The 22,768-nt window shown below is 63.3% G+C and carries 19 protein-coding genes; 17 read left to right on the forward strand and 2 right to left on the reverse strand.

Annotation, left to right across the window (positions count from 1 at the left end; translation table 11 throughout):
• Positions 1 to 46: 46 nt before the first annotated feature.
• The 15 genes from WKI89_RS10670 (at position 47) to WKI89_RS10740 (ending at position 18,381) form a co-directional block, all read left to right on the forward strand.
• Positions 47 to 1,180 (forward strand): sugar ABC transporter permease, encoded by a 1,134-nt coding sequence (locus tag WKI89_RS10670; RefSeq protein ID WP_337869479.1) that lies wholly within the window; start codon positions 47 to 49, stop codon positions 1,178 to 1,180.
• Positions 1,177 to 2,193 carry a carbohydrate ABC transporter permease gene (locus WKI89_RS10675; protein ID WP_337869481.1) on the forward strand — a complete coding sequence of 339 codons (1,017 nt, stop codon included), beginning with the start codon at positions 1,177 to 1,179 and terminating at the stop codon, positions 2,191 to 2,193. Before WKI89_RS10670 ends, WKI89_RS10675 begins: the two co-directional genes overlap by 4 nt.
• On the forward strand, positions 2,190 to 3,326 hold the full coding sequence (locus WKI89_RS10680) for an extracellular solute-binding protein (RefSeq protein WP_337869483.1): 1,137 nt from the start codon (positions 2,190 to 2,192) through the stop codon (positions 3,324 to 3,326). Before WKI89_RS10675 ends, WKI89_RS10680 begins: the two co-directional genes overlap by 4 nt.
• On the forward strand, positions 3,327 to 4,538 hold the full coding sequence (locus WKI89_RS10685) for a dihydrolipoamide acetyltransferase family protein (protein WP_337869485.1): 1,212 nt from the start codon (positions 3,327 to 3,329) through the stop codon (positions 4,536 to 4,538).
• A gap of 10 nt (positions 4,539 to 4,548) precedes the next feature.
• Complete coding sequence (locus WKI89_RS10690; protein WP_337869487.1) at positions 4,549 to 7,005, forward strand: thiamine pyrophosphate-dependent enzyme; 2,457 nt, start codon at positions 4,549 to 4,551, stop codon at positions 7,003 to 7,005.
• A gap of 13 nt (positions 7,006 to 7,018) precedes the next feature.
• Positions 7,019 to 8,323: an L-fuconate dehydratase gene (locus WKI89_RS10695; protein ID WP_337869489.1), complete on the forward strand. Its 1,305-nt coding sequence runs from the start codon at positions 7,019 to 7,021 to the stop codon at positions 8,321 to 8,323.
• Positions 8,324 to 8,325: 2 nt separating this feature from the next.
• Positions 8,326 to 9,345, forward strand: a complete 1,020-nt coding sequence (locus tag WKI89_RS10700; RefSeq protein ID WP_337869491.1) for an aldo/keto reductase — start codon at positions 8,326 to 8,328, stop codon at positions 9,343 to 9,345.
• Positions 9,346 to 10,086 carry an SDR family oxidoreductase gene (locus WKI89_RS10705; RefSeq protein ID WP_337869493.1) on the forward strand — a complete coding sequence of 247 codons (741 nt, stop codon included), beginning with the start codon at positions 9,346 to 9,348 and terminating at the stop codon, positions 10,084 to 10,086.
• A 313-nt stretch (positions 10,087 to 10,399) separates the two neighbouring features.
• A complete protein-coding gene (locus tag WKI89_RS10710; RefSeq protein WP_337869495.1) occupies positions 10,400 to 11,239 on the forward strand; it encodes a fumarylacetoacetate hydrolase family protein in 840 nt (279 codons plus the stop codon).
• 16 nt (positions 11,240 to 11,255) lie between these two features.
• On the forward strand, positions 11,256 to 12,092 hold the full coding sequence (locus tag WKI89_RS10715) for an amidohydrolase family protein (protein ID WP_337869497.1): 837 nt from the start codon (positions 11,256 to 11,258) through the stop codon (positions 12,090 to 12,092).
• Positions 12,093 to 12,460: 368 nt separating this feature from the next.
• On the forward strand, positions 12,461 to 13,720 hold the full coding sequence (locus tag WKI89_RS10720) for an S-layer homology domain-containing protein (protein WP_337869498.1): 1,260 nt from the start codon (positions 12,461 to 12,463) through the stop codon (positions 13,718 to 13,720).
• A gap of 123 nt (positions 13,721 to 13,843) precedes the next feature.
• Complete coding sequence (locus WKI89_RS10725) at positions 13,844 to 14,236, forward strand: hypothetical protein (protein ID WP_337869500.1); 393 nt, start codon at positions 13,844 to 13,846, stop codon at positions 14,234 to 14,236.
• A 162-nt stretch (positions 14,237 to 14,398) separates the two neighbouring features.
• Positions 14,399 to 15,625: a DNA polymerase gene (locus tag WKI89_RS10730; RefSeq protein WP_337869502.1), complete on the forward strand. Its 1,227-nt coding sequence runs from the start codon at positions 14,399 to 14,401 to the stop codon at positions 15,623 to 15,625.
• A gap of 181 nt (positions 15,626 to 15,806) precedes the next feature.
• On the forward strand, positions 15,807 to 17,894 hold the full coding sequence (dnaX, locus tag WKI89_RS10735; protein WP_337869562.1) for a DNA polymerase III subunit gamma/tau: 2,088 nt from the start codon (positions 15,807 to 15,809) through the stop codon (positions 17,892 to 17,894).
• Between the two features lie 211 nt (positions 17,895 to 18,105).
• The gene (locus tag WKI89_RS10740; RefSeq protein ID WP_337869504.1) at positions 18,106 to 18,381 is read left to right on the forward strand and encodes a metal-sensitive transcriptional regulator; all 276 of its coding nucleotides are present in this window, start codon (positions 18,106 to 18,108) and stop codon (positions 18,379 to 18,381) included.
• A 4-nt stretch (positions 18,382 to 18,385) separates the two neighbouring features.
• Here the strand turns inward: WKI89_RS10740 and WKI89_RS10745 are convergent, their stop codons facing one another.
• Both WKI89_RS10745 and WKI89_RS10750 read right to left on the reverse strand, forming a co-directional pair.
• Positions 18,386 to 19,066, reverse strand: coding sequence for a DUF5995 family protein (locus WKI89_RS10745; RefSeq protein ID WP_337869505.1), 681 nt, complete (start codon positions 19,064 to 19,066; stop codon positions 18,386 to 18,388).
• A 182-nt stretch (positions 19,067 to 19,248) separates the two neighbouring features.
• On the reverse strand, positions 19,249 to 20,151 hold the full coding sequence (locus WKI89_RS10750) for a hypothetical protein (RefSeq protein ID WP_337869506.1): 903 nt from the start codon (positions 20,149 to 20,151) through the stop codon (positions 19,249 to 19,251).
• Between the two features lie 115 nt (positions 20,152 to 20,266).
• Here WKI89_RS10750 and WKI89_RS10755 point away from each other — a divergent pair, with 115 nt between their 5' ends.
• Together WKI89_RS10755 and WKI89_RS10760 are read left to right on the forward strand one after the other, a co-directional pair.
• Positions 20,267 to 21,310, forward strand: a complete 1,044-nt coding sequence (locus WKI89_RS10755) for a LacI family DNA-binding transcriptional regulator (RefSeq protein WP_337869508.1) — start codon at positions 20,267 to 20,269, stop codon at positions 21,308 to 21,310.
• 12 nt (positions 21,311 to 21,322) lie between these two features.
• Positions 21,323 to 22,609: an ABC transporter substrate-binding protein gene (locus WKI89_RS10760; protein WP_337869510.1), complete on the forward strand. Its 1,287-nt coding sequence runs from the start codon at positions 21,323 to 21,325 to the stop codon at positions 22,607 to 22,609.
• The last annotated feature ends 159 nt before the right edge of the window (positions 22,610 to 22,768 follow it).

Here is a 22,768-nt window from a genome sequence, read left to right on the forward strand (position 1 = left end):
AGGGGTGGGGGGCTGCCTACCCCCACCCCGCTTTGGGGATTTGGAGATGAAAAAACCGGAAAGCAAGCCGTCGCAAGCCGGCCTCTGGATCAGGTTCGTGGGCTGGCTCGAGCGCCACGCAGCAACGGCTTTTTTACTGCCTTCGGTGCTGGTCATCCTGGCCTTCGTTCTGTTTCCGCTGGTGGGCTCGCTGTATAGCTCCCTGGCCCGACTGCGCTTCAGTGACGGGGGCCTCGAGCTGAGCTTCGTGGGGCTGGCCAACTACCGCAAACTGCTTTTGGGCAGCGAACAGGGCCACTTTTTGGGACAGCCGGGCGCAACGGCCTGGGTCTGGGTGGTGCTGGCCTTCTTGGGGCTGGCCTTGGGCGTGGTGATGTACCGGCGCTGGCGGGCCGGGCGGCCGGTGTGGGTATGGTTGGGGCAGCCCCTGCTGGGGGGCCTCTTGTTGCTAGCCTTTACTTGGCTTCTGCTGAGCCGCCTGCTGCCCGGCACCCGCATGGGCACCCTGCAGACCACCCTTTTTTACGTAACGGCCGGCACGGCCCTGCAATACCTGCTGGGCCTGGGGCTGGCCCTGCTCTGCGCCGAGCGCCTGCCCGGCACCCGCTTTTTTCGGGTGCTGTTCATTCTGCCGCTGGCCATCACCCCCATTGGGGTGGCGTATATGTTCCGGATGCTCACCGATACCGGCAAGGGACCCCTGGTGCCCCTCTGGGAGGCTTTGGGCCTGGGAGGGTTTTCCTGGGTCAACGACCCCTGGGGCGCCCGGCTGGCCGTCCTGATCGGGGATGTGTGGCAGTGGACCCCGTTCGCCTTCATCGTGCTGCTGGCGGCCTTGCAGAGCGTGCCCCAGGAGCAGGTTGAGGCGGCTGCAGTAGACGGGGCCAGCCGCTGGCAGGTCTTCCGCCACATCATCTTTCCCTACCTGCTGCCGGCCAGCGCCACCCTGGTGCTGATCCGGCTGATCGAAGGGTTCAAAATCGTGGATCTGCCCAACATTCTGACCAACGGCGGCCCAGGAACTGCCACAGAATCCATCACCCTTCACGCCTACTTTGCCTGGCGCACCTTGGATATCGGCACCGCCGCCGCCCTGGGCTTTTTGCTGATGGTGCTGGTGAGCCTGGTGACCAGCCTGTACGCGGCCTGGGTGCTGCCCCGGGCCAGGGGGCAGCTATGAGCCGCCCGCGTTCCCCGCTGGCCCCCTCCCCCTGGCAGGTGGGGCTTACCTATCTGGCCCTGGGGCTGGCCTCGGTCTTCGTGCTGTTTCCCCTGTACTGGTTGCTCATCACCTCCTTCAAGTTGCCGGTAGACGTGAACAGCGGCCCGTTTTACCTGCCCTGGGTGGACTTCAAACCCAGCCTGCACGCCTGGGAGTATGTGCTGGGCACCCTGGGCCCCGATGTGCGGCGCGCCTACACGAATACCGCGGTGGTGGCCCTCTGCAGCGCCCTGCTGGCCCTGTTCCTGGGCACCAGCGCGGCCTACGCCCTCACGCGCTTTCAGTACCGGCCCAGGGTGGGGGCCATCGTCTTGTTTGTGGCCTGCATGGTGCTGACGGTGGCCCTGGTGGCCCTGGGGATGCCCTGGCAGCCGGCGGTGGGCCTGGGTCTGGCGGGGTTTATTCTGGGCTTGCAAACCCTGGGCAAGCGCTTCAAGAAACACCTGGGAAACGACGAAATTGCGCTGTGGTTGATCTCCAACCGCATCCTGCCGCCGGTGGTGGTGGTCATCCCAATCTACCTGCTCTTTCAGCAACTGGGCTTGCTGGACACCCGCACCGCACTGATTATCAGCTACACCGTGATCAACGTGCCCATTGCGGTCTGGCTGATGCGGGACTACTTCCAGAACATTCCCCACGATATCGAGGAGTGCGCCCAGATTGATGGGGCCAGCCGCTACCGCATCTTCTGGACGATTGTGCTTCCGCTGGCGGCCCCTGGGCTGGTGGCCACCTTTTTGCTGCTGCTGGTGTTTGCCTGGAACGAATACCTGCTGGCCTTGTTTTTGTCCAAAGCCAACAGCCAGACCATGCCGCTGATGGTAGCCGCCATGAGCGGAACGCGCGGAACCGAGTGGTGGTATATGTCGGTGATTATCCTGTTGATGATTTTGCCGGTGGTGATCCTGGCTTTGGTGCTCGAGCGCTACATCGAGCGGGGCCTGATTGTGGGGGCGGTGAAAGGATGAGATCCCGCCTGCGCGCCCTGGTGGTGGGCGGCCCCATGTACGATGGCCTGTACGCGACCATCGAGCCCTTTGCCAGGCAGGAAAAGGTGGAGATTGAGGTTGTCCGGGCCGACAACCACCCCGACCTCAACCGGCGCATTACCGAAGCCTTTGGCCAGGGTGCAGGCTTCGACCTGATCTCCACCCACTCCAAGTTTGCGCCCGCCCAGCAGCAGTGGCTCCAGCCCCTGGATGGGCTCCTGGATTCTAGGGAGCTGGTCAATTTCGACCCACGGGCCCTCGAGCTCGCCCGCATCGAAGGCGCGCTTTTCGGCCTGCCGCGCAATATGGACATCAAGCTGCTGCATTACCGCACCGACCGGCTGCAAGAAGCTCCCCAAAGCTGGGAGAGCCTGGTGCAGACCGCCCAGTCCCAGCCGCCTTTTGGCTTTGTGTTTCCGGGCAAGGGCTCGGGGATATTTGGACACTTTTTCGAGTTGTGTGGGAGCGCCGGGCACTACCTGTACGAAACCGAGCTACCCCGCCCCCAGGCCCAGCACCCGGCCGGGCGCTGGGCCCTGGAAACGCTGGCGGCCCTGCTCAAAACCGCCCCCCGGGAGACCCTCGAGTGGGAGTTCGACGCTGTGACGGCCTGTTTTGCCGCAGGCGAGGCCAGCCTGACCACCGACTGGCCGGGCAGCTTCCACCGCTACCGGGCCAGCCCCATCCGCGACCACCTGGGCCTGGCCCTCTACCCCGTGGGCCCGGTGCGGCGGGCCACCTACGCCGGCAGCCACACCTTTGCCCTGGCCCGGTCGGCCCGCGACCTTCCGCTGGCCCTGGCCCTGCTGCGCCACCTGACCTCGAGGGAGGCCCAGCTTCTGGAGGCCCGGCAGGGCACCCTGCCAGGCCGCAGGGACGCCCTGGCCGCCATCCGCAGCGAGACCCCACCCCACACCCTGGAAGCCAGCCGCTGGGACCTGCTAAAACAGGCCCTGGAATACGCCTGGTTCCCGCCCAAACACCCCCGCTACCCGGCGGTGGAGGCGGTTGTATCGGAAAACCTGCGGGCCTTTTTGCGGGGGGAGCAGTCGGTCGAGACCACGCTCGAGCGCATGGATCGCGAGGGCGGGCAAAAGGCGGAAGGAGGCTAGATGGCGGTTGAGGTTCGGATGCCCAAGCCCGGCAACGAGGTGGAAAGCTGTTTGCTGCTGGGGTGGAAAAAGGAAGTGGGGGAAGCCGTGCGGGCCGGGGAGGTGCTGTGCGAGATCGAGACCGACAAGGCCATCATGGAGGTGGAAAGCCCCGCCGATGGGGTGCTGTTGCAACGCCTGGCCGAGGCCGGTCAGGAGGTGCCGGTGCAGACCCCCATCGCCCTCGTGGGTACCCCCGAGGCCAGCACCCCCCGCGATGCGGCCTCTACCGGTATCTCCCCCCGCGCCCGGCGGCTGGCCGCCCAGGCGGGCCTGCATACCCATGGCATCAGCGGGAGCGGGCCGGGCGGGCGTGTAATCGAGCGCGACGTCCGGGCACTGCTGGAGAATCCACACCCGGTGCCGCCTCCGCCCAAGGAAGCCCCCAGCCCATCAACCTCCCTGGCCTTTGAGCAGCCAAGCACCCCACCCCCGGCTTCCCCTCATCCTGGAACCCCCGTGGGGTACACAGCCCCACCCCTACCCTGGCAGACCCTACCCCTGCAGGGTGTCCGCAAGCGGGTGGCCGAGCGCATGCAGCAATCGCTACAGCAAACCGCCCAGCTCACCCTGCACGCCTATGTCGAGGTGGAGGGTCTGCTGAAGCTGCGGCAGGAACTCAAACACCACCCCGACCCCGGCTTTCGCGAGATCAACCTCAACCACCTGCTGCTCTTTGCCCTGGCCCGCACGCTGCCCAACTTCCCCGAACTCAACGCCTGCCTGGTGGGCGACACCCTGTACCAGTACCAGGCCGTGCACCTGGGCTTCGCGGTGGACTCTCCCAGGGGCCTGCTGGTGCCGGTTGTCCACCACGCCGAGCGGCTGGGGTTGCTCGAGCTGGCCCAGACCGCCCGGCGCCTAACCGAGGCGGCCCAGCAGGGACGTGCGGCACCCGAGGTGCTGCAAGGGGGTACTTTTAGCGTGAGCAACCTGGGCCCGCTGGGTATCGAGGTGTTTACCCCCATCCTGAACCCGCCGCAGGTGGCCCTCCTGGGGGTGGGCGCGGTCTGCCTGCGCCCGGTGCAGGCGGGTTCAGAGGTGGTTTTCCGGCCCCACCTGCCGCTCTCGCTGACCTTTGATCACCGGGCGACCGATGGCGCACCGGCCGCGCGTTTCCTGCACAGCCTGGGCCAACGGCTGGGCGACCCCCTGCGCCTGCTGGCGCTTTGACGAGGAAGCTATGCCCAAAACCCTTCCCCTTGACCCTACCCAACTGCGGCAGTCGGGCTGGCTCGAGGCTCCCCGCCTGCCGCTCAACCGGTACCGACCCGACCCCCAGGCCGAGATGGCCCGCTACGGCGCGCCAACCCTCCGCGGCATCTACCGCGACATGCTGTACATTCGCAGCTTCGAGGCGATGCTGGATGCTTTCAAAACCCAAGGGGTATACCAGGGCCTGGAGTACAGCCACAAAGGCCCGGCCCATCTCTCCATCGGGCAGGAGGCCGCTGCGGTTGGGCTTTGCTTACCGCTGGGGCCGGAGGATTTCATTTTTGGCTCCCACCGCAGCCACGGGGAGATTCTGGCCAAAGGTTTTGGCGCCATCGCCCAGCTCGGTGAGGCCGAGCTGGCCTCCATTCTGGAAACCTACCAGGAGGGCCGCATCCTGCGGGTGGTGGAGCGCCACCCGCACCAGAGCCTCCAGGAGCGGGCCCTGGACTACCTGTTGTACGGTTTGCTGGCGGAGATTTTTGGCCGCGATACCGGCTTTAACCGGGGCATGGGTGGCTCGATGCACGCCTTCTTTCCCCCGTTTGGCATTTTGCCCAACAACGCCATTGTGGGCGGCTCAGCCGACATCGCCGTCGGCGCAGCCCTTTACAAGCGGGTGGCGCGCCAACCCGGTATCTGCGTGGCCAGCATTGGCGACGCCGCGCTGGGCTGTGGGCCTACCTGGGAAGCCATGACCTTTGCCAGCATGGACCAGTACCGCTCCCTCTGGCCCGCAGAGGTGGGCGGCGCACCGCCGGTGCTGTTCAACTTCATGAACAACTTTTACGGCATGGGCGGCCAGACCCTGGGAGAGACCATGGGGTTTGGGGTGCTGGCCCGGGTGGGGCTGGGGGTGAACCCCCAGGCTCTGCACGCCGAGCGGGTGGATGGCTTCAACCCCCTGGCCGTGGCCGAGGCCGTGGAGCGCAAAAAAGCCCTGTTGCTGGCCGGCCAGGGCCCCGCCCTGCTGGACACCCTGACCTACCGCTATAGCGGGCACTCCCCCTCGGACGCCTCCTCCTACCGGGACAAATCGGAAATTGAGGCCTGGCAGGCCCAGGATGCCCTCGAGCACTACGCGGGCTACCTGATCGCGCAGGGCCTCATGACCCAGGAGGAACAAGAGGCGCTGCAGTGGGAAGCCCAGGAGCGCCTGCGCCGCATCGCTGGCTGGGCCATCTCCGACAGCCTTTCGCCCCGCCTGCCGCCCAACTCCGAGCAGATCGCCCAGTGGATGTTTTCCCGCAGACCCAGCCCGGCCCGCGCCGAAGGGCCCCCCTGGGTAGAGAAGCCCCTGCCGGAGACCCGCTACGGCGTGTTGCAGTCCAAGCACCGCTCCGGCCTCGATGAAGCGGGCCGTCCCCTACCCAAGCTCAAGTGCCTGACCTATGCCGAGGCCCTGACCGAAGCCCTCTTCGAGGCCCTCTACACCGATCCCAGCCTGATCGCATATGGCGAGGAGAACCGCGACTGGGGCGGGGCTTTTGGGGTCTACCGCGGCCTGACCGAAGCCCTGCCCTACCCCCGGCTTTTCAACGCTCCCATCTCCGAGGCCGCCATCGTGGGCACCGCCGTGGGTTATGCCCTCTCCGGCGGGCGGGTGGTGGTGGAGCTGATGTACTGCGACTTCATGGGCCGGGCTGGCGACGAGATCTTCAACCAGATGGCCAAGTGGCAGGCCATGTCGGGGGGGGTGCTGGAACTCCCGCTGGTGCTGCGGGTCTCGGTGGGCTCGAAGTATGGGGCCCAGCACTCGCAGGACTGGTCGAGCCTGGTGGCCCACATCCCCGGCCTGCAGGTGATGTACCCGGCCACGCCCTACGACGCCAAGGGGATGCTGACCCTGGCCCTGCAGGGCAGCGACCCGGTGGTCTTTTTCGAGAGCCAGCGGCTGTACGGTGAGCCCGAGACGCTGGTGCCTGGGGGCGTACCGCTGGGGTCTTATCAGGTTCCTTTGGGACAGCCCGCGGTCCGGCGCCCGGGCCAGGACATCACCCTGATCAGCCTGGGGCCGGCCTTATACCGGGCGCTCGAGGCCGCCCAGCGGCTACAGGCCTACGGCCTGGAGGCCGAGGTGCTCGATCTGCGCTTTTTGAACCCTCTCGATTACACCCCGCTGGTGGACTCGGTGCGCAAAACTGGGCGGGCGCTGCTGGTTTCCGAGGCCTGCGAACGGGGCTCCTTCCTGCACACGGTGGCCTCGAACCTGAGCCAGCTGGCCTTTGACCACCTGGACGCCCCCATCGTGGTGCTGGGAGCCCGCAACTGGATCACCCCTCCTGCCGAGCTCGAAGACCTCTTTTTCCCCAGCGCAGACTGGATTGTGGACGCCGTGCACGAGCGCATCCTGCCGCTGCCCGGCCACCAGCCCCGCACCGCACAAGCCACGCACGTTATCCTCGAGCGCAACCAGCTCGGGGTTTGAAGGAAGGCCTGCTATGCGCATTCAGCATCTCAAAACCCTCGATCTTCGGTTTCCTACCTCCCGCTTTCTGGACGGCTCCGATGCCATGAACCCCGACCCCGACTACTCGGCGGCCTATGTAATCCTTCAGACCGACAGCGGCCTGGAAGGACACGGCCTGACCTTCACCATCGGCCGGGGCAACGACCTGGTCTGCGCAGCAATTGAGCTGCTCCGGCCCCTGGTGGTGGGCCGCCTGCTGGCTGAGTTTACCCAGAACATGGGGGCCTTTTATCGGCACATCACCGGGGACTCCCAACTGCGCTGGCTGGGCCCCGAGAAGGGCGTGGTGCACCTGGCCACGGCGGCGGTGATCAACGCGGTCTGGGACCTGTGGGCTCGAGCCGAGGGCAAACCCCTGTGGAAGCTGGTGGTGGATTTGAGCCCGGAAGCCTTGGTGCGCTGCATTGATTTTCGCTACCTGACCGACGCGCTCACGCCGGAGGAGGCCCTCGAGCTCCTGCGCCAGATGGCCCCCGGCAAGGCCGAACGCGAGGCCTACCTGCTGCGTGAGGGCTATCCGGCCTATACCACCAGCGTGGGCTGGCTCGGCTACCCCGACGAGAAAATCCGCCATCTATGCCGGAAAGCCTTGCAGGAGGGCTTCACCGCCTTCAAGCTCAAGGTGGGGCGCGACCTCGAGGACGACCTGCGGCGCTGCCAGATTGTGCGGGAGGAGATTGGCTGGGATCATCAGCTCATGGTGGACGCCAACCAGGTCTGGGATGTACCCCAGGCCCTGGACTGGGTACGGCGGCTGCTGCCCTACCGTCCCCTCTGGGTCGAGGAGCCCACCAGCCCCGACGACATTCTGGGCCATGCCACCCTGCAAAAAGCCCTGCAGGGCAGCGGCACCCAGGTGGCCACCGGCGAGCACGTGCAAAACCGGGTGGTCTTCAAACAGCTCCTGCAAAGCGGGGCCATCGGTTTCTGCCAGATTGATGCAGCCCGGGTGGGGGGTGTCAACGAAAACCTGGCCATTCTGCTGCTGGCGGCCAAGTTTGGGATTCCGGTCTGCCCCCATGCCGGCGGGGTGGGGCTGTGCGAATATGTGCAGCACCTATCCAGCATTGACTACATCGCTGTTTCGGGCAGGCTGGAAAACCGCTACCTGGAGTACGTGGATCATCTGCACGAGCACTTCGTCCACCCGGTGGTGATGCGCCAGGGCCGCTACCAGCTTCCCCTCGAGCCCGGCTACAGCATCGAGATCTGGCCCGCCTCGCGCGAGACTTACCGTTACCCCGATGGCAGCTACTGGAGCCAGGTAGGAGGTTAGGCATGGCCCAGGCTGCTATGCTCCAGTTACACCCCAAGAGCGGCCTGCACCTCACCCGCCTGGGCCTGGGAACCGCCCCCCTGGGGGGCCTGTTTGCCCCGGTGAGCGAGGCGGAGGCGAGGGCCACCCTGGAAACCGCCTGGCAGGCTGGCCTGCGCTACTTCGATACCGCCCCGCAGTACGGCAACGGGGTGGCCGAGCAGCGCACCGGGGGCTTCCTGCAAAGCCAGCCCCGGACGGCTTTCGTGCTCTCCACCAAGGTAGGGCGGCTGCTGCGCCCAGGCCCCCTGCACAAAAGCCAGCTCGACCCCAAAGGCGAACCTTTCTTCAAGGGTGTGCCCCAGCTAGCCCAGGTGTACGACTACAGCTACCGCGGCACTTTGGTTTCCCTCGAGGAGAGCCTGGAGCGGCTGGGCCTGAAAAAGGTGGACATCCTCTACATCCACGACCCCGACGCCGACAACCGCAGCGTGGCCGAGGTGATGCAGGGGGCCTACCGGGCCCTGCTGGAGCTGCGTCAGCAGGGGGTGGTGCAGGCCATCGGGGTGGGCATGAACCACACCGACTGGCTTCTGGAGTTCGCCCAGGCCGGCGACTTCGACCTGATCCTGCTGGCCGGCCGTTACACCCTGCTCGAGCAAGGGGCTTTGCAAAAGCTGCTGCCGCTCTGTGCGCAAAAGGGCATCGGGGTGGTGGTCGGTGGGGTGTACAACAGCGGCCTCCTGGCCCATCCAGCCCCAGGAGCGACCTACAACTACCTGCCCGCACCCCCCGAGCAGATCGAGCGGGCCCTGGCGTTGCAAAGGGTCTGTCAGCGGCACGGGGTCCCCCTCAAGGCTGCGGCCATCCAGTTTCCGCTGGGCCACCCTGCGGTGGTCTCGGTGCTTACCGGCGCCCGCTCGGCGCATGAACTAAAGGAAAACCTGCAGATGTTCGAAACCCGGCTCCCGCCGAGCCTCTGGCACGACCTGGTGGCAGAGGGTCTTCTCGCCGGGGATGTGCCGGTTCCTCAGGAGGCGTAGATGCAGCGACTCAAGGGCAAAGTAGCACTCATCACAGCAGCAGGACAGGGCATCGGAAGGGCCACCGCCGAACGATTTATTGCCGAAGGGGCCGAGGTCATTGCCACCGACCACAAACCCGAGCTCCTGCAGGGCCTGGCCTGTACCCAGCTTCGCATGGATGTGCTCGACCGGGGCGAGATCGAAGCGGTGGTGGGTTCGCTTGCGCGGGTGGATATTCTGTTCAACTGTGCGGGCTTCGTCCACCACGGCACAATTCTGGAATGCAGCGATTCGGACTGGGATTTTAGCTTCAACCTCAACGCCCGCTCCATGTTCTGGACGATGCGGGCCGTAATCCCCAGGATGCTGGAACAGGGTGGGGGTTCGATTATCAACATCTCCAGCGTGGCTTCCTCCATCAAGGGCGTACCCAACCGCTTCGTCTACAGCGCCACCAAGGCGGCGGTCATCGGCATGACCAAGGCGGTCGCGGCCGACTACGTGGGCCGGGGTATACGGGTCAACGCCATCTGCCCCGGCACCGTGGACTCCCCCTCCTGGCGGGCCCGGGTGGCGGAGCAGGCCCTGCGCTCGGGCCAGAGCGAGGCCGAGGTTCGGCAGGCCTTCATTGCCCGCCAGCCCATGGGCCGGGTGGGCCGGCCCGAGGAGGTAGCCGCCCTGGCCGCCTACCTGGCCTCCGACGAGGCGGCCTTCACCACCGGAGCCATTCATCTCCTGGATGGCGGCTGGGCTATGTGATACCAGATTCGGTTAGTTCGTCACCGAACGGTGGCGAACTAACCCGACCAACGGGGGTGCTCTAGGATTCAAAAAGATGACCTCATAAGGTTTTTCGTTTGATGACTATCTTTTTGAATCCGGTGTGATACTGTTTCCGCTTGAATCCTTTAGCGTTGGACGCAGTCAGAGGTGAAGGATTCAAGCCGACCGAAGGGAGTAGAAAAGCATTTCGGCAGTATCGTTTAGGCTCTCAAAAGTGAACGATATTGCCGAAATGCGTATGACAGGCAACCCACCCAAAGCATCCGGCTTTTCAACGAAAGGGTCTCCTATGAAACTGGTTCGATACGGAAAAAAGGGCAAAGAAAAACCAGGCCTGCTGGACACCGATGGCCGCTTGCGCGACCTTTCCGAAGTCGTGCCCGACATCAACGGCTGGGTCTTGAGCAAATACCTGCCCCGGCTGGCCCGGCTCCGTCCCGGCAAGCTGCCGCTGGTAAAGGGCCGCCCACGGCTGGGGCCCTGTGTGGGCGGGGTGGGTAAGTTTATCTGCATCGGCCTCAACTACAAAGATCACGCGGACGAGACCGGTGCCGCCTACCCCCAGGAACCGGTGGTTTTTCTAAAGGCCACCAGCGCCATCTCGGGGCCTTTCGACCCCATCGTGATCCCCCGGGGTTCGACCAAGACCGACTGGGAGGTGGAGCTGGGGGTGGTGATAGGCCGCACGGCCAAGTACGTCACCGAGGCCGACGCCATGGAGTATGTGGCCGGTTACTGTGTAATCAACGACGTCTCGGAGCGGTCTTTTCAGCTCGAGCGCGGCGGTCAGTGGGACAAGGGCAAAGGTTGCGACAGCTTCGGCCCCATCGGCCCCTACCTGGTCACCAGAGACGAGGTGCCCGACCCGCAGAACCTGCGGCTGTGGTTGGAGGTAGACGGGCGGCGCTACCAGGAGGGCCATACCCGGAACATGATTTTTGGTGTGGCCCGGCTGGTCAGCTATGTCAGCCACTTCATGAGCCTTCAGCCAGGCGACATCATTTCTACCGGCACCCCGGCGGGGGTTGGCCTGGGCCAGAAACCCGAACCGGTGTACCTGCGCCCTGGGCAGGTGGTGCGGCTGGGCATTGAGAGGCTGGGAGAGCAGCAGCAAGTGGTGGCCGAATAGGGGGTTTGCCGTGGTTGTGGACGCACACCAACACTTTATCTTTCCCAGCCGGGTGCACTACCCCTGGCTGGAGGACCCTGCGCTGGCCCCGCTGCGCCGCGACTTTACCCCAGAGGATCTGCGGCCTTTGCTCAAGCAATGCGGGGTAGACCGCACCATCGTGGTACAGGCCAGGAGCAGCCTCGAGGAAACCCACGAACTCCTCCAGATAGCCGCAACGACCGACTATGTGGTGGGGGTGGTGGGGTGGGTCAATCTGCGTGACCCCGGGGTGGGCCGGGTGCTGGACGAACTCAGAGCGCTGCCGGAGGGCTCGTATCTGGTGGGCATCCGCCACCAGGTGCACGATGAGCCCGACCCAGACTGGCTATTGCTGCCCAAAGTGGCGCGCGGTCTGGCGGCCCTCGAGGAGCGCGGGCTGGTCTACGATCTGCTGGTTCGCACCCGCGAACTGCCCGCGGCCTTGGCCTGTGTGCAAAACTTTCCCGGACTGCGCTTTGTGCTGGATCATCTGGCCAAGCCCAACATCGCCCAGGGTCAGTGGGACGACTGGCTCAGGGCGCTCGAGCCCCTGGCGGTTCAGCCCAACGTGTGGGTTAAGCTCTCCGGCCTGGTGACCGAGGCGCACTGGAAGGACTGGAGGCCGGAAGATCTGGCCCCTTACATTCACCAAGCCCTGGAGTTGTTTGGTTCCTCGCGTTGCATGTTCGGCAGCGACTGGCCGGTGTGCACCCTGGCGGCTGGTTATGCCCAGGTCAAAGAGGCCTTAGAGCAGGCACTGGGGCAGCCGGATCCTGCAATTCTGGGTAAAAACGCCCTGCAGGTATATTCGATTCGAGCCCAGAGCCCTTAATACCGGTTCCGCTTGAATCCTTCACCTTTGGGCGTAATCAAAGGTGAGGGATTCAAGCCGACCGAAGGGAGCAGGCGTGCATTCCAGCAGTATCGTTCACTTTTGAAAGTCTAAACGATACTGCTGGAATGCGTATAAGAACCAGTGTTCGAGGACCAATCACCCTCTGTTTTTTGACCATAGAGCACCGAACCCCTGCCTGGCTTGCCCAAAAAAGTCCCCCATCGCGCCAGTACATGAAATGGGTGATAAAGTTCCAAATTCCCCTTATTGGCTGGTTAAGTTGGATCCTCACGTTGGCTGCGTAGCGTAGGAGACGGAGCCAAGACCGCTTGGTCTCGAAAACTTAAGTCAAAGAGGAGGTTTATATGCCAAAAAGCCGTCTAGCCATTGTCACTTTTGTGTTGGCTGCATTCTTCGGTGTGTTCGCCAGCGCACAGACCCAGTTCCGGGATATCCCCGCTGGGCACTGGGCCCGTCAGGCCGTGGAGTTTGCCGTGCAATGCGGTTTGATAGAGGGTTTCCCCGACGGCACCTTCCGGGGCAACCAAAACCTGACCCGCTACCAGGCCGCCCTGATTTTCTTCCGCCTCTACCAGACCAACCGCCTCGAGACCACCCGCCCCGAGTGCCGTTTGGCGGTTGAGCGGGGTGCACAGGAGGTAGCGCCCGAACTTCAGCAATTGCAGCAGCGTTTTGCAGCCCTCGAGCGCACCAGCCAGGATCAGGCCGGTAAGCTGGCCGAACTCGAGGCCGAGGTCAAGCGGGCTATCGAGACCAGCCAGCGGGCGGCAGCCCTCGAGCAACGCCTAGCGGCTCTCGAACAACAAGTCCAGCGGCTGGCCCAAGCCCCGGCCCAACCCGCCCAGCCGGCCCAGCCGGCGGGCCCCACCCCGGCTGAACTCCAGACCCGTATTGCGGCCTTGGAGCAGCAAGTCCAGCGCCTGAGTCAGGCCCCGGCCGCCCCCACCGCCCCACAAGATGCCGTGGCCCTGGAACGCCGCATCGCCACCCTGGAAGAACAGATTCGCAACCGTCCCGATGCCGCCCGCGTGGCTGCCCTGGAAGAGCAAGTACGCGGCCTGAGCAGCCAGGTCACCACCTTGCAAGGTCAGGTCAACGAGTTGCGCCAACAAGCCCAACAACCCGCACCCCAGCCTCAACCGCAACCCCAGCCTGAAGTACGGCCAGTGGCACCCGTCACGCCCGCCGCACCCAGGGCTCGCAACCTCTACTTTGGTGCGGGTGCTGCGCTCGGCATCATCCCCGAGCCTGCGGGTGGTATCTTCAATACCAACAACCTTGCCCTTACCGGGATGGTGGGTGTCCGCGATGTATTCCTGGGCTTTGGCTTGCGGGCCGGCTTGGACTACAACCTTGGCACCAACGCTCTGGGCATCGAAGCCTACCTGATGCGCCACTTTGGGAGTGGGCTGATTAGCCCCTACGTGGGGGTGGGAGCCCGCTTCCTACCTGCCTTGGCCAACCCCATCTACGGCACCGCCGCCGTGGGGCTCGATCTCAACCTGTTTGGCCCCCTCGGCCTCTTCCTGGAAGGCAACCCCCGCTTCGAGAGCGGCGGTAACTTTGGTCTGGGGGCGCGGGCGGGCTTGAAGTTCAACTTCTAACGCTTACCCTTTAGTAAGAAGAGCCCTCAACTGGGGCTCTTTCTTTTTTGAACCAGGAAGGGTGCTGCCAGTACCGATAATTCCTTGGGATGCGTGCTTTTTTTGGGATGGTTCATCGTCGCAATGAGCGGGTTTTTTGTGGTGGCCGCCATCGGCGGCTTGCTTTCGGGCAACTTGGGAGAAGAGGGGCCTGGGGTTCTGGCGGGTTTGGCGGTATTTTTTGCCATTGTAGGCGTGCTTGGCTACCGCCTGGCAACCTCCAAAAACCCTCGAAACATCGCCCGGTCTCCAGAGCAGCGTATCCTGGCCCTAGCCAAACAGATGCAGGGCCGGGTGACCTTGGCCGAGGTGGTACTGCACTGCCAGTTGGAGATCGAACAGGCCCGTTCTCACCTGCGCGAGATGGTACGCAAGGGGTTGGCCGAACTGCACCTCAGCGACCAGGGAGACGAGGTATTTATGTTCGGTGGGTTTGCCCCCGAAACCAAAGAAACCGCGAAAGACCCCCTGGACTGAGCCCCCCAGCACTGCCCAAGCCTCACCTCAAAAGAAGAATCACCCCCTCAGCAGATGCTGAGGCCATTTGCCCTTGCAAAAATATGATATTTATATTATGTAATATACATAATCACCGAAACTTATTCGGTGTGCAACATCCCCCGCATCCTGGAGGTTCGCATGGGCATCCACTACCTGTTTCTGGACATGAATTCCTACTTTGCCTCGGTGGAGCAACAACTCCGGCCTGAACTGCGCGGCAAGCCGGTGGCGGTGGTACCCGTACTGGCCGAGACCACCTGTTGCATTGCCGCCAGCTACGAGGCCAAACGTTTTGGGATCAAGACCGGGACGCCGGTACAGGATGCCCGGCTCTTGTGCCCCAAGCTGGAAATCGTCGAGGCGCGTCCCAAGGAGTACATCCGCATCCATCACCAAATTTTACAGGCTGTAGACACCGTGCTGCCCATCGAGGCAGTGCTCTCCATAGATGAGATGGTCTGCAAGCTAATGGGTCGGGAAAAAGAGACTTCCGAGGCCCGTCGGCTAGGGGAGCAAGTCAAAGAGGCCATCTACCGGCGAGTGGGCAGGCAGTTGCGCTGTTCGGTGGGCCTGGGGCCCAATCGGTTCCTGGCCAAAGTGGCTGCCGAGATGCACAAACCCGACGGCCTGACCCTGCTACAACTTTCCGATCTGCCCCATCAGCTCTATTCGCTGCAACTGCGCGACCTGCCGGGCATCGGCCCCAGCATGGAACAGCGCCTGTTCAAACATGGTGTTGCTACGGTGGAGCAGCTCTACCAGCTTTCCATGCTGCAACTCGCCCAGGTCTGGGGCAGCCGGGTACATGGCTTTGCCTGGTGGCACCGCCTGCGCGGAACCGACCTGCCCGAATTGCCCACCCAGCGACGCAGCCTGAGCCACTCACATGTACTACCCCCGGTGTTTCGCAACGAAGCTGGAGCCAGAGCGGTGCTCAGCCGGCTGATACACCGTGCTGCCGCCCGATTGCGCCACGAGGGCTACTGGACAGGCTCACTGGCCCTCTTCGTGCGTTTTCTGGACGGGGGCGAGAAGCACAAATGGGACACCTATACCCGCATCCAGCCCAGCCAAGACACCTTGACCCTTCTGCGAGTGTTCCTAAAGCTTTGGCAGCAAAAACCGGAAGGCACCCCCCTTAAGGTAGGGGTGGCCCTGGGGAGCCTGATTCCCGATCACCAGCTTAGTTGGCCCTTGTTCGAGCCCGACCAGAAGCTGGTGCATCTGGCCCGGGCAATGGATAAGGCCAACAGCAAATATGGCCCCCAGGCTCTCTATTTCGCCGGCATGCACCGCACCGAGCAAAGCGCCGTGACCCGCATCGCCTTTAACCGCATCCCCGACCTAGACCTGCCGGATATTTGAAGCCTGATCAACAAGGAGTTTTTCGGAGGGTTTTGCCACTATGCAAAGGACTATCGGCAAAAGACCCGATCTGGAGGGGTTCATATACCGACTTCCGATAGCCAAAACCATGACAGTGCCCCTACTGGAAAACCAAAGCTATAGCTTTGCGCTTTCAGCTTTGGGCCTTAAGCTAGAACCCGTGAGTGCACTCTACCGCCAGGCCCGCCCGACCACCTTCGACGAGATGGTGGGTCAGGAGCATGTCAAGGAAGTTTTGTTGAATGCACTCCGGCAGGGCAAGCTATCCCAAGCCTATCTGTTTTCGGGGCCCCGGGGGGTGGGCAAGACCAGCAGCGCCCGGCTGATAGCCCAAGCGGTCAATTGCTCGAGCGATCCCAAGCCCTGCGGCACCTGTGAGGGTTGCCGGCTGGTGCGGGAGGGGCGGCATCCCGACGTGCTGGAAATTGACGCCGCCTCCAATAACTCGGTGGAGGATGTGCGCGACCTGCGCGAGCGAATCTTGTTGGCCCCCATCATGGGCAACCACAAGGTGGTGATTCTCGACGAGGCCCACATGATGTCCAAAAGTGCCTTCAACGCGCTGTTGAAGACGCTGGAAGAACCCCCGCCCCACGTGATTTTCATCTTTGCCACCACCGAACCCGAGCGGATACCCCCCACCATCCTCTCGCGCACCCAGCACTTCCGCTTCAGGCGGCTTTCTGAAGCCGAGATCGTGGAGAAGTTGCAGCGCATCCTGTCCGGCTTGGGCCGAACCGCCGAACCGCAAGCCCTGCAACTGGTAGCTCGACTGGCCGACGGGGCCATGCGCGACGCGGAGAGCCTGCTGGACAGGTTGCTGACGCTCGAGGGCCCTCTCACCCTGAAACAAACTGAAGACGCGCTAGGGCTGCCCCCACAAGAAGCTTTGTTTGTAGTGGCCGAAGCCCTGGACAAAGGGCAGATTCGTCAGGCTTTGGAACAGGCCCAACACCTTTATACCCAAGGATTTGCCGCCCGCACCGTGGCCCAGGGGCTGCTGGAAGCCCTGCGGGCCGGGTTGTATGGGCGCCTGGGGCTGGGCATTGGCCCCCACCTGAACCAACCCGAAGAACGGTTGGTGGCCGCGATGACTGCGCTAGACGAAACCCTCGAGCGCCTCCTCAAGCGCTCCGATGCCATGTCGCTGGAGTTGGCCATCCTCAGCGCCTACCAAGCCCTCCATACCGCCCCTGCCACCCAGACAGCGACGGTAGCGGTTGCATCCCCAAGCATTCCCGACTTTGATCCCAGGCCGAAAAAGGCCGAGGGCCGGGAAGAGGGCCGTACGCCAGCGGAAGTGCCCCCTGGCTCCACCGGGCAAAGCGTGGTCGAGTTGGCTTCGGAGTGGCGGCGGGTCATGAACGCACTCAAGATGACCATCCGGGGCTTTGTGCGCGAGGCCGAGCCGCGTTTTGAAGACGACAGGGTGGTGTTACTGTTCCCCGAGCGGGCCAGCTTCCACCACCAGGGGGCTCAGAAGAACCTCGAGGATATCCAGAAGGCCGTTCGGGAAGTGCTGGGCATCCAGCAGGTCGAGCTGCGCCTGGGTGGGAAAAAAAAACCAGCGGATGAGCCTTTAGGTGCCGGGTCACAGACCCTCCCGGTAAGGGATCGTCCTCCAGGTGCACGGACGCCCGTCCGTCCCGAAGGGGATCGTCCTCCAGGTGCACGGACGCCCGTCCGTCCCGAAGGGGATCGTCCTCCAGGTGCACGGACGCCCATCCGTCCCGAAGGGGATCGTCCTCCAACCCAACCCTTGATACCGCCAAGCAAGCCCCCGCCATCGGAGACCAACGGCAAAAATGCCACTTCCAGTGCTGCCGATGTAGAGCCCACCATGCTCCCAACCCCACCCACCCCTGTCGCCTTTGAACATCTAGGGCAACCGCTGCCCCCCGAAACCTCTCCAGCTCTCTCAACCAGCAGCACTGCCCCTGTTGAACCAGCCCCCGCCGACACACCCTGGGAAGAACCCGATCTCTCGCTGTTACACCACCCAGATATAGGGCCGCCCGAACCGGAGCCTTGGAACCCCGAAACCCCCCTTTTTGACCAAAACCCTCCCGACGAGGCGTCCGAGGAGACCGAAGCCAAACCTGCCAACGAGACTGGCCTATTGGAAGACCCGCGTTTTCAAAGATTGGTAGAGCTATTTGGCGGAAGACTGCGCAAGTTTTATCCCGATGCCCCGCGCGAAGCCACCCTCGAGGCACCTTCTACCGACCCGGAGGGCGAGCCGGACTAAGTGTCTCCATAGTTGAAATGCGAGATCCGATCCCCAAAGATCGGTGGGGAATTGCGTCAGGTACGCCTTGCCGATTCCGCTGGTTTTGCCAATCCACCCTGGCGCAACTTAACCCTCTCGGCTGAATATTTCCTGAAATAGAAGTCTCGAGGCTACCCCAAAGAGCACCCGATTGCCTCCCTCAGAAAATACTGGTATAGACTATGGCCCTATGAACACCACCGATCTAAACGGGGAAACCCTAGATGGCATCCTCAAACGCCTGCGACGGATCGAGGGGCAAGTGCGGGGACTGCAAAAAATGGTCGAGGAGGGCCGCCCCTGCGAGGAGGTACTCACCCAGATGACTGCCACCAAAAAGGCCATGGAGTCGGCTTCGACCCTCATCCTCCAGGAGTTCCTGACCCTTTGCGCCGCCGACATCGCCAAGGGCGACAACCAAAAACCCGCGCAAATTGCCGCGATGCTGCGTAAGTTTGCGGGGTAGGGGTTTATGCTCGCCTGAGCAGGATGGAATCAGCCAGGCTCAAGCAGGCGTCTTCAACCTTCCGGATTATCGCTTCCCGCTCGGCCTGGGAAGCCATCACCCGCTCAACGGCATGGCGCCAGACTTGGTCGCGCCAGTCGGTAATTAAGCGCGATACCAGCCACTCGTCGAGCGAGCCCATCAGCTTGTCTACTAAATCCATGGCGGGGTCGTAGCGTTCGACGACCTGATCCTGTACGGCGTCTATGGTCTGGGCGATAATCACGTTCACCTTGCAGTGGTCGGCATACCGCATCTCGCGCTGCTTTGGGCTTAAGTTGGCCCACTCATCTTGCAGCAGGTCGCTCACGGCCAATACCAGATCGTAGTTGATATGGGCATTAACCCCCAGCAGTAGGTTTTGCAAGGCTTTCAGGTTGGGGCTGCGACAGCAGTCGTGGGCAATCTGCCATACGGGTGGGGCAGTGATCGGGTCTTGTTCGTAGGCCTCGAGCGCCCCAAAGTAATAGTCGGCGAAGTGGTGCAGGAGCCGGTCTACCCACCGGGGGTCCTGAAAGGCCCCCTGCTCGAGGGCAGTGAGCATGTTCTGGGTCATCATCGAATAGCAGCGCAGGAAGACCGCCCGGTGGTCGCCGCTCTCTTCCCAGCGGCGAACCTGCGCCTGTATACGCTCCACCACCGACATGCTGATACCTCCTGGACTCAAATTATACGCATTCCGGCAGCATCGTTCACTTTTGAAAGTCTAAACGATACCGCCGGAATACACGCCTACTCCCTTTGGTCGGCTTGAACCCCTCGCCTTTGATTACATCCAAAGGTGAAGGGTTTAAGCGGAACCGGTATTACACGGGAGCTTGGCTGGGGTCAAAAAACCCCTAGAGCCCGAATCTGGGCCACCACCCACTGCATGGCGTCGCTGCCCTGGGCGGTAACGCCGCTGTGATCCTCGCGGGACTGGAAGCGGAATAGGCTGGTTTTGGAGCCGTCGAGCCGGTAGTCGGGGTCGTCATCGTGGATGAAGTTGACCGGGGCCAGGTTGACCGGGCTGCGGCTGACGACCTCGAGGCCCACCCCCACGTTGGGCGGAACCACATCGTTGAGGTCTTGTTTAGCCGGCTGGCCCGGCACTGCAATCGCCTTGCAGGGGCCACCGCCTTCATCTTCGTTGAGCGGGAAGGGGCGGCGCAGCCCGCGGGCATCGTAGTAATCCTGAATGATGCGGTTGTTGCGCATATTATCGGTATCCCAGAAGCTACAGATGGCGTCCAGGTAGATGAAATAGTCGAAGCGCACCTCGGGGTGGTTCCAGGCCAAAAGGCTGGCCCAGACGGTGCCGTGGGAGTGGGCCAGCAGCACCACCCGCGTGGGGTTCTCGAAGCCCCGGATCCAGTACTCGTAGACCCGCCTTAGATACCCTTCGGCCTCGAGGTAGCCCGGCTCCTGCTGCCTGGAAATGCCGCTGGTGTGGGCGTACAGGAAGGCCGAAACGTCGAAGTATTCCACGCTATAGCCCAGTTCCCGAAAAACCCCGACCACCGTCTGGGCAGTCTGGCGCGGGGTGGTACTGCGGGGGAAGACTGCATCATCGAGGTAGCCGTAATTGTCGAAGGGCGGGTTGCAGCCATCCCCCACCACCGGCAACGAAGCGCAGCGCCCCGAAAAACCCATCACCACCACATCGGGGCTGCCTGCCGGTCGCAGGTTGCGCTGCGACGGGGCGGGCAGGCAGGCGGCCAGCAGTACTACCAGCCACAGCAGGTGCCTCATGGGTTTTAGCGTACACCCCAGTCCAAGGGGGCTTGCACAAACAAGAGGGGCGTGATAGAGTTTGGAAAACGTTTACATTACGTGCAGAAGTGGCCTCAGTCACGCAGGTTTCCTTATGTCCAATCGCCTATCCCCCCCGGCCGTTGACATCCGCCGCGTAGCGGCCGAGGCTGGGGTCTCGATTGCCACGGTCTCGAGGGTGCTCAACAACCCCGATCGGGTTCGTCCCCAAACCCGCGAACGGGTGCTCGAGATTGCTACCCGCCTGGGATACCGTCCCAATCCAAATGGAAAGCGCCTACGCAAGGGCCGCGCCGAGACCATCGGCCTGGTGATCCCCTCCCCACCGGGGCGCTTTGCCGACTCGTTTTTTCTGGAGCTGCTGGCTGGGCTGGGCGAGGGGCTGTCCAACGCTGGACTGGACCTGCTGGTAGCCACCTGCCCGCCGGGCCTGGAGGAGCTGGCCTGCTACCGGCGCTTGGTGGAAGGCAAAAAGGTGGAAGGTCTGGTGCTAGCCCGCACCCGGCGCCACGACGAGCGCATCGCCTATCTGCTGGAGCACGATATCCCCTTTGTGGCCCATGGGCGCAGCGACCTGATCGGCACCCCCTTTCCCTATCTGGACATAGACGGGCAGCAGGGCTTTTACCGGGCCACCCAGCATCTTTTGAACCTGGGCCACCGCCGCATCGCCTACATCGGCGCGCCCCACGACCTCAACTTTGCCGCGCACCGCTGGGCCGGCTTTCAGCAGGCCATGGCCGAGGCCAGGGTAGAGGTTAATCCTGCGTGGATGGTAGAGGGCGACCTGAGCGAGGAGAGCGGCTACCGCCTGGCCCAGAATCTCCTAGATGCCTCCGAGACCCCCACCGCCATCCTGTGCGCCAACGACCTCATGGCCATTGGGGTACTGCGGGCTTTGCGCGCTCGAGGGCTCAAAGGTGGCCAAGAAGTCTCGGTCATTGGCTACGACGACATCCCCCAGGCCCAATACACCGATCCACCCCTGTCCACCGTACACCAGCCTTTCCGCGATACCGGCAAACGGCTGGTGGAGATGCTGTTGGCCCGGCTGGGCGGGGAAGCGGTTTCGCAGTTGCAAGAGGTCTGGGTTCCCGAGTTGGTTCTGCGGGGGTCGGATGGGCCACCGCAAACATAAAAGGAGGAAGGCATGAAGAAGCACAAGTGGTTGTGGTTGGGTCTGGGCACCCTGCTGGCGCTGTCTGGGGTACTGGCGCAGCAGACGGCCTCGCTGCTGTTTGTCTCTACCCAGTTCACCCCCATCGAGGAGGCCCAGCGGATGCGGCAGGTAATCCTAAAGGACTTCCAGGGGCGGGTGGAATTTATTCCCGAGGACAACGCTCCCTTCACCAACCGCATTCTCTCCGAAGTACGGGCGGGCCGGGTGAACGTGGGCTTGGCCGGGGGTCTGCACGGCGACTTTCCCCCACTGATCGCCGCGGGTGCGCTGGACAATGTAGACGATGTGCTGGCCCAGCTCAAAGACCGGCGGTTCTCCCAAACCTTTGTCAACCTAGGCAAGATGGGCACCGCCAACCAGCTCTACATCCCCTGGATGCAGGCCACCTACATCATGGTGGCCAACCGCCAGGCCTTGCAGTATCTGCCGGCGGGTGCCAACGTCAATACACTCACCTACACCCAGCTCAAGGAGTGGGCCGCCAATGTCCAGCGGGCCACCGGTCGGCGTATGCTGGGTTTCCCGGCAGGCCCCAGGGGTTTGATGCACCGCTTCACGCAAGGTTATTTGTATCCCTCTTATACCAAGAGTGCAGTCACCAAATTTAGAAGCGACGAGGCCGAGAGTATGTGGCTCGAGTTCAAGAGCCTCTGGCAGCACGTGAACCCGCAGTCCACCAGCTACGACTTTATGCAAGAGCCCTTATTGGCGGGCGAGGTCTGGATCGCCTGGGATCACATCGCCCGCCTGCGCGATGCCCTGAACCAGAAGCCCAACGAGTTTGTGGCCTTCCCCGCCCCCATCGGGCCTTATGGCCGGGGTTTCATGCCGGTGCTGGCCGGGCTGGCCATCCCCAAGGGCGGCCCCAACCGGGCTGCTGCCGTAGCCGCCATCGAATACCTGACCCGGCCCGAGGTGCAGATTACCACCCTGGTACAAAACGGCTTCTTCCCGGTCATCCAGGTGCGCCTGCCCGATAACCTGCCCCAGGGCATCCGCATGGGCGCCGACGCCATCGCCCGGCAGGCCCAGAGCAACGTGGCCCTACCCAGCCTGCTGCCGGTGGGTCTGGGCGCCAGGGGCGGCGAGTACAACAAGGTCTTTCAGGACACCTTCGCGCGGATCATCCTTCGCAACGAAGATGTTCGTCGAGTGCTCGATAGCGAAGCCGGCAACCTGCGCCGCATCATGAACGAAACCAGGGCTCCTTGCTGGTCGCCCGACCCTGCCAGCAGTGGGGCTTGCCCGGTGAACTAAAGCGGAAGGCTAAAGGCACCGACCTTTGACGTTTGGAGAACAACACGGGTTGTGTGCCAGCAAACCGCAATAGTCATCAGCGCGATTTGACTTGCCTAAAGGGGTCGGTGATTCAACTGCCGGCCCCTTTCCATCCAAGAGCACTCACCCGACATGGGA

Source organism: Meiothermus sp. (assembly GCF_037443965.1).
Classification (GTDB): Bacteria; Deinococcota; Deinococci; order Deinococcales; family Thermaceae; genus Meiothermus.

What these genes read in the sequence shown, in the direction of transcription:
- WKI89_RS10710 (WP_337869495.1), top strand. Translation starts at nt 10,400, where the DNA reads ATGAAACTGGTTCGATACGGAAAAAAGGGCAAAGAAAAACCAGGCCTG.
- WKI89_RS10725 (WP_337869500.1), top strand. Translation starts at nt 13,844, where the DNA reads ATGAGCGGGTTTTTTGTGGTGGCCGCCATCGGCGGCTTGCTTTCGGGC.
- WKI89_RS10675 (WP_337869481.1), top strand. Translation starts at nt 1,177, where the DNA reads ATGAGCCGCCCGCGTTCCCCGCTGGCCCCCTCCCCCTGGCAGGTGGGG.
- WKI89_RS10695 (WP_337869489.1), top strand. Translation starts at nt 7,019, where the DNA reads ATGCGCATTCAGCATCTCAAAACCCTCGATCTTCGGTTTCCTACCTCC.
- WKI89_RS10690 (WP_337869487.1), top strand. Translation starts at nt 4,549, where the DNA reads ATGCCCAAAACCCTTCCCCTTGACCCTACCCAACTGCGGCAGTCGGGC.
- WKI89_RS10730 (WP_337869502.1), top strand. Translation starts at nt 14,399, where the DNA reads ATGGGCATCCACTACCTGTTTCTGGACATGAATTCCTACTTTGCCTCG.
- WKI89_RS10670 (WP_337869479.1), top strand. Translation starts at nt 47, where the DNA reads ATGAAAAAACCGGAAAGCAAGCCGTCGCAAGCCGGCCTCTGGATCAGG.
- WKI89_RS10745 (WP_337869505.1), bottom strand. Translation starts at nt 19,066, where the DNA reads ATGTCGGTGGTGGAGCGTATACAGGCGCAGGTTCGCCGCTGGGAAGAG.
- WKI89_RS10700 (WP_337869491.1), top strand. Translation starts at nt 8,326, where the DNA reads ATGGCCCAGGCTGCTATGCTCCAGTTACACCCCAAGAGCGGCCTGCAC.
- WKI89_RS10750 (WP_337869506.1), bottom strand. Translation starts at nt 20,151, where the DNA reads ATGAGGCACCTGCTGTGGCTGGTAGTACTGCTGGCCGCCTGCCTGCCC.
- WKI89_RS10755 (WP_337869508.1), top strand. Translation starts at nt 20,267, where the DNA reads ATGTCCAATCGCCTATCCCCCCCGGCCGTTGACATCCGCCGCGTAGCG.
- WKI89_RS10680 (WP_337869483.1), top strand. Translation starts at nt 2,190, where the DNA reads ATGAGATCCCGCCTGCGCGCCCTGGTGGTGGGCGGCCCCATGTACGAT.
- WKI89_RS10705 (WP_337869493.1), top strand. Translation starts at nt 9,346, where the DNA reads ATGCAGCGACTCAAGGGCAAAGTAGCACTCATCACAGCAGCAGGACAG.
- WKI89_RS10685 (WP_337869485.1), top strand. Translation starts at nt 3,327, where the DNA reads ATGGCGGTTGAGGTTCGGATGCCCAAGCCCGGCAACGAGGTGGAAAGC.
- WKI89_RS10720 (WP_337869498.1), top strand. Translation starts at nt 12,461, where the DNA reads ATGCCAAAAAGCCGTCTAGCCATTGTCACTTTTGTGTTGGCTGCATTC.
- WKI89_RS10740 (WP_337869504.1), top strand. Translation starts at nt 18,106, where the DNA reads ATGAACACCACCGATCTAAACGGGGAAACCCTAGATGGCATCCTCAAA.
- WKI89_RS10760 (WP_337869510.1), top strand. Translation starts at nt 21,323, where the DNA reads ATGAAGAAGCACAAGTGGTTGTGGTTGGGTCTGGGCACCCTGCTGGCG.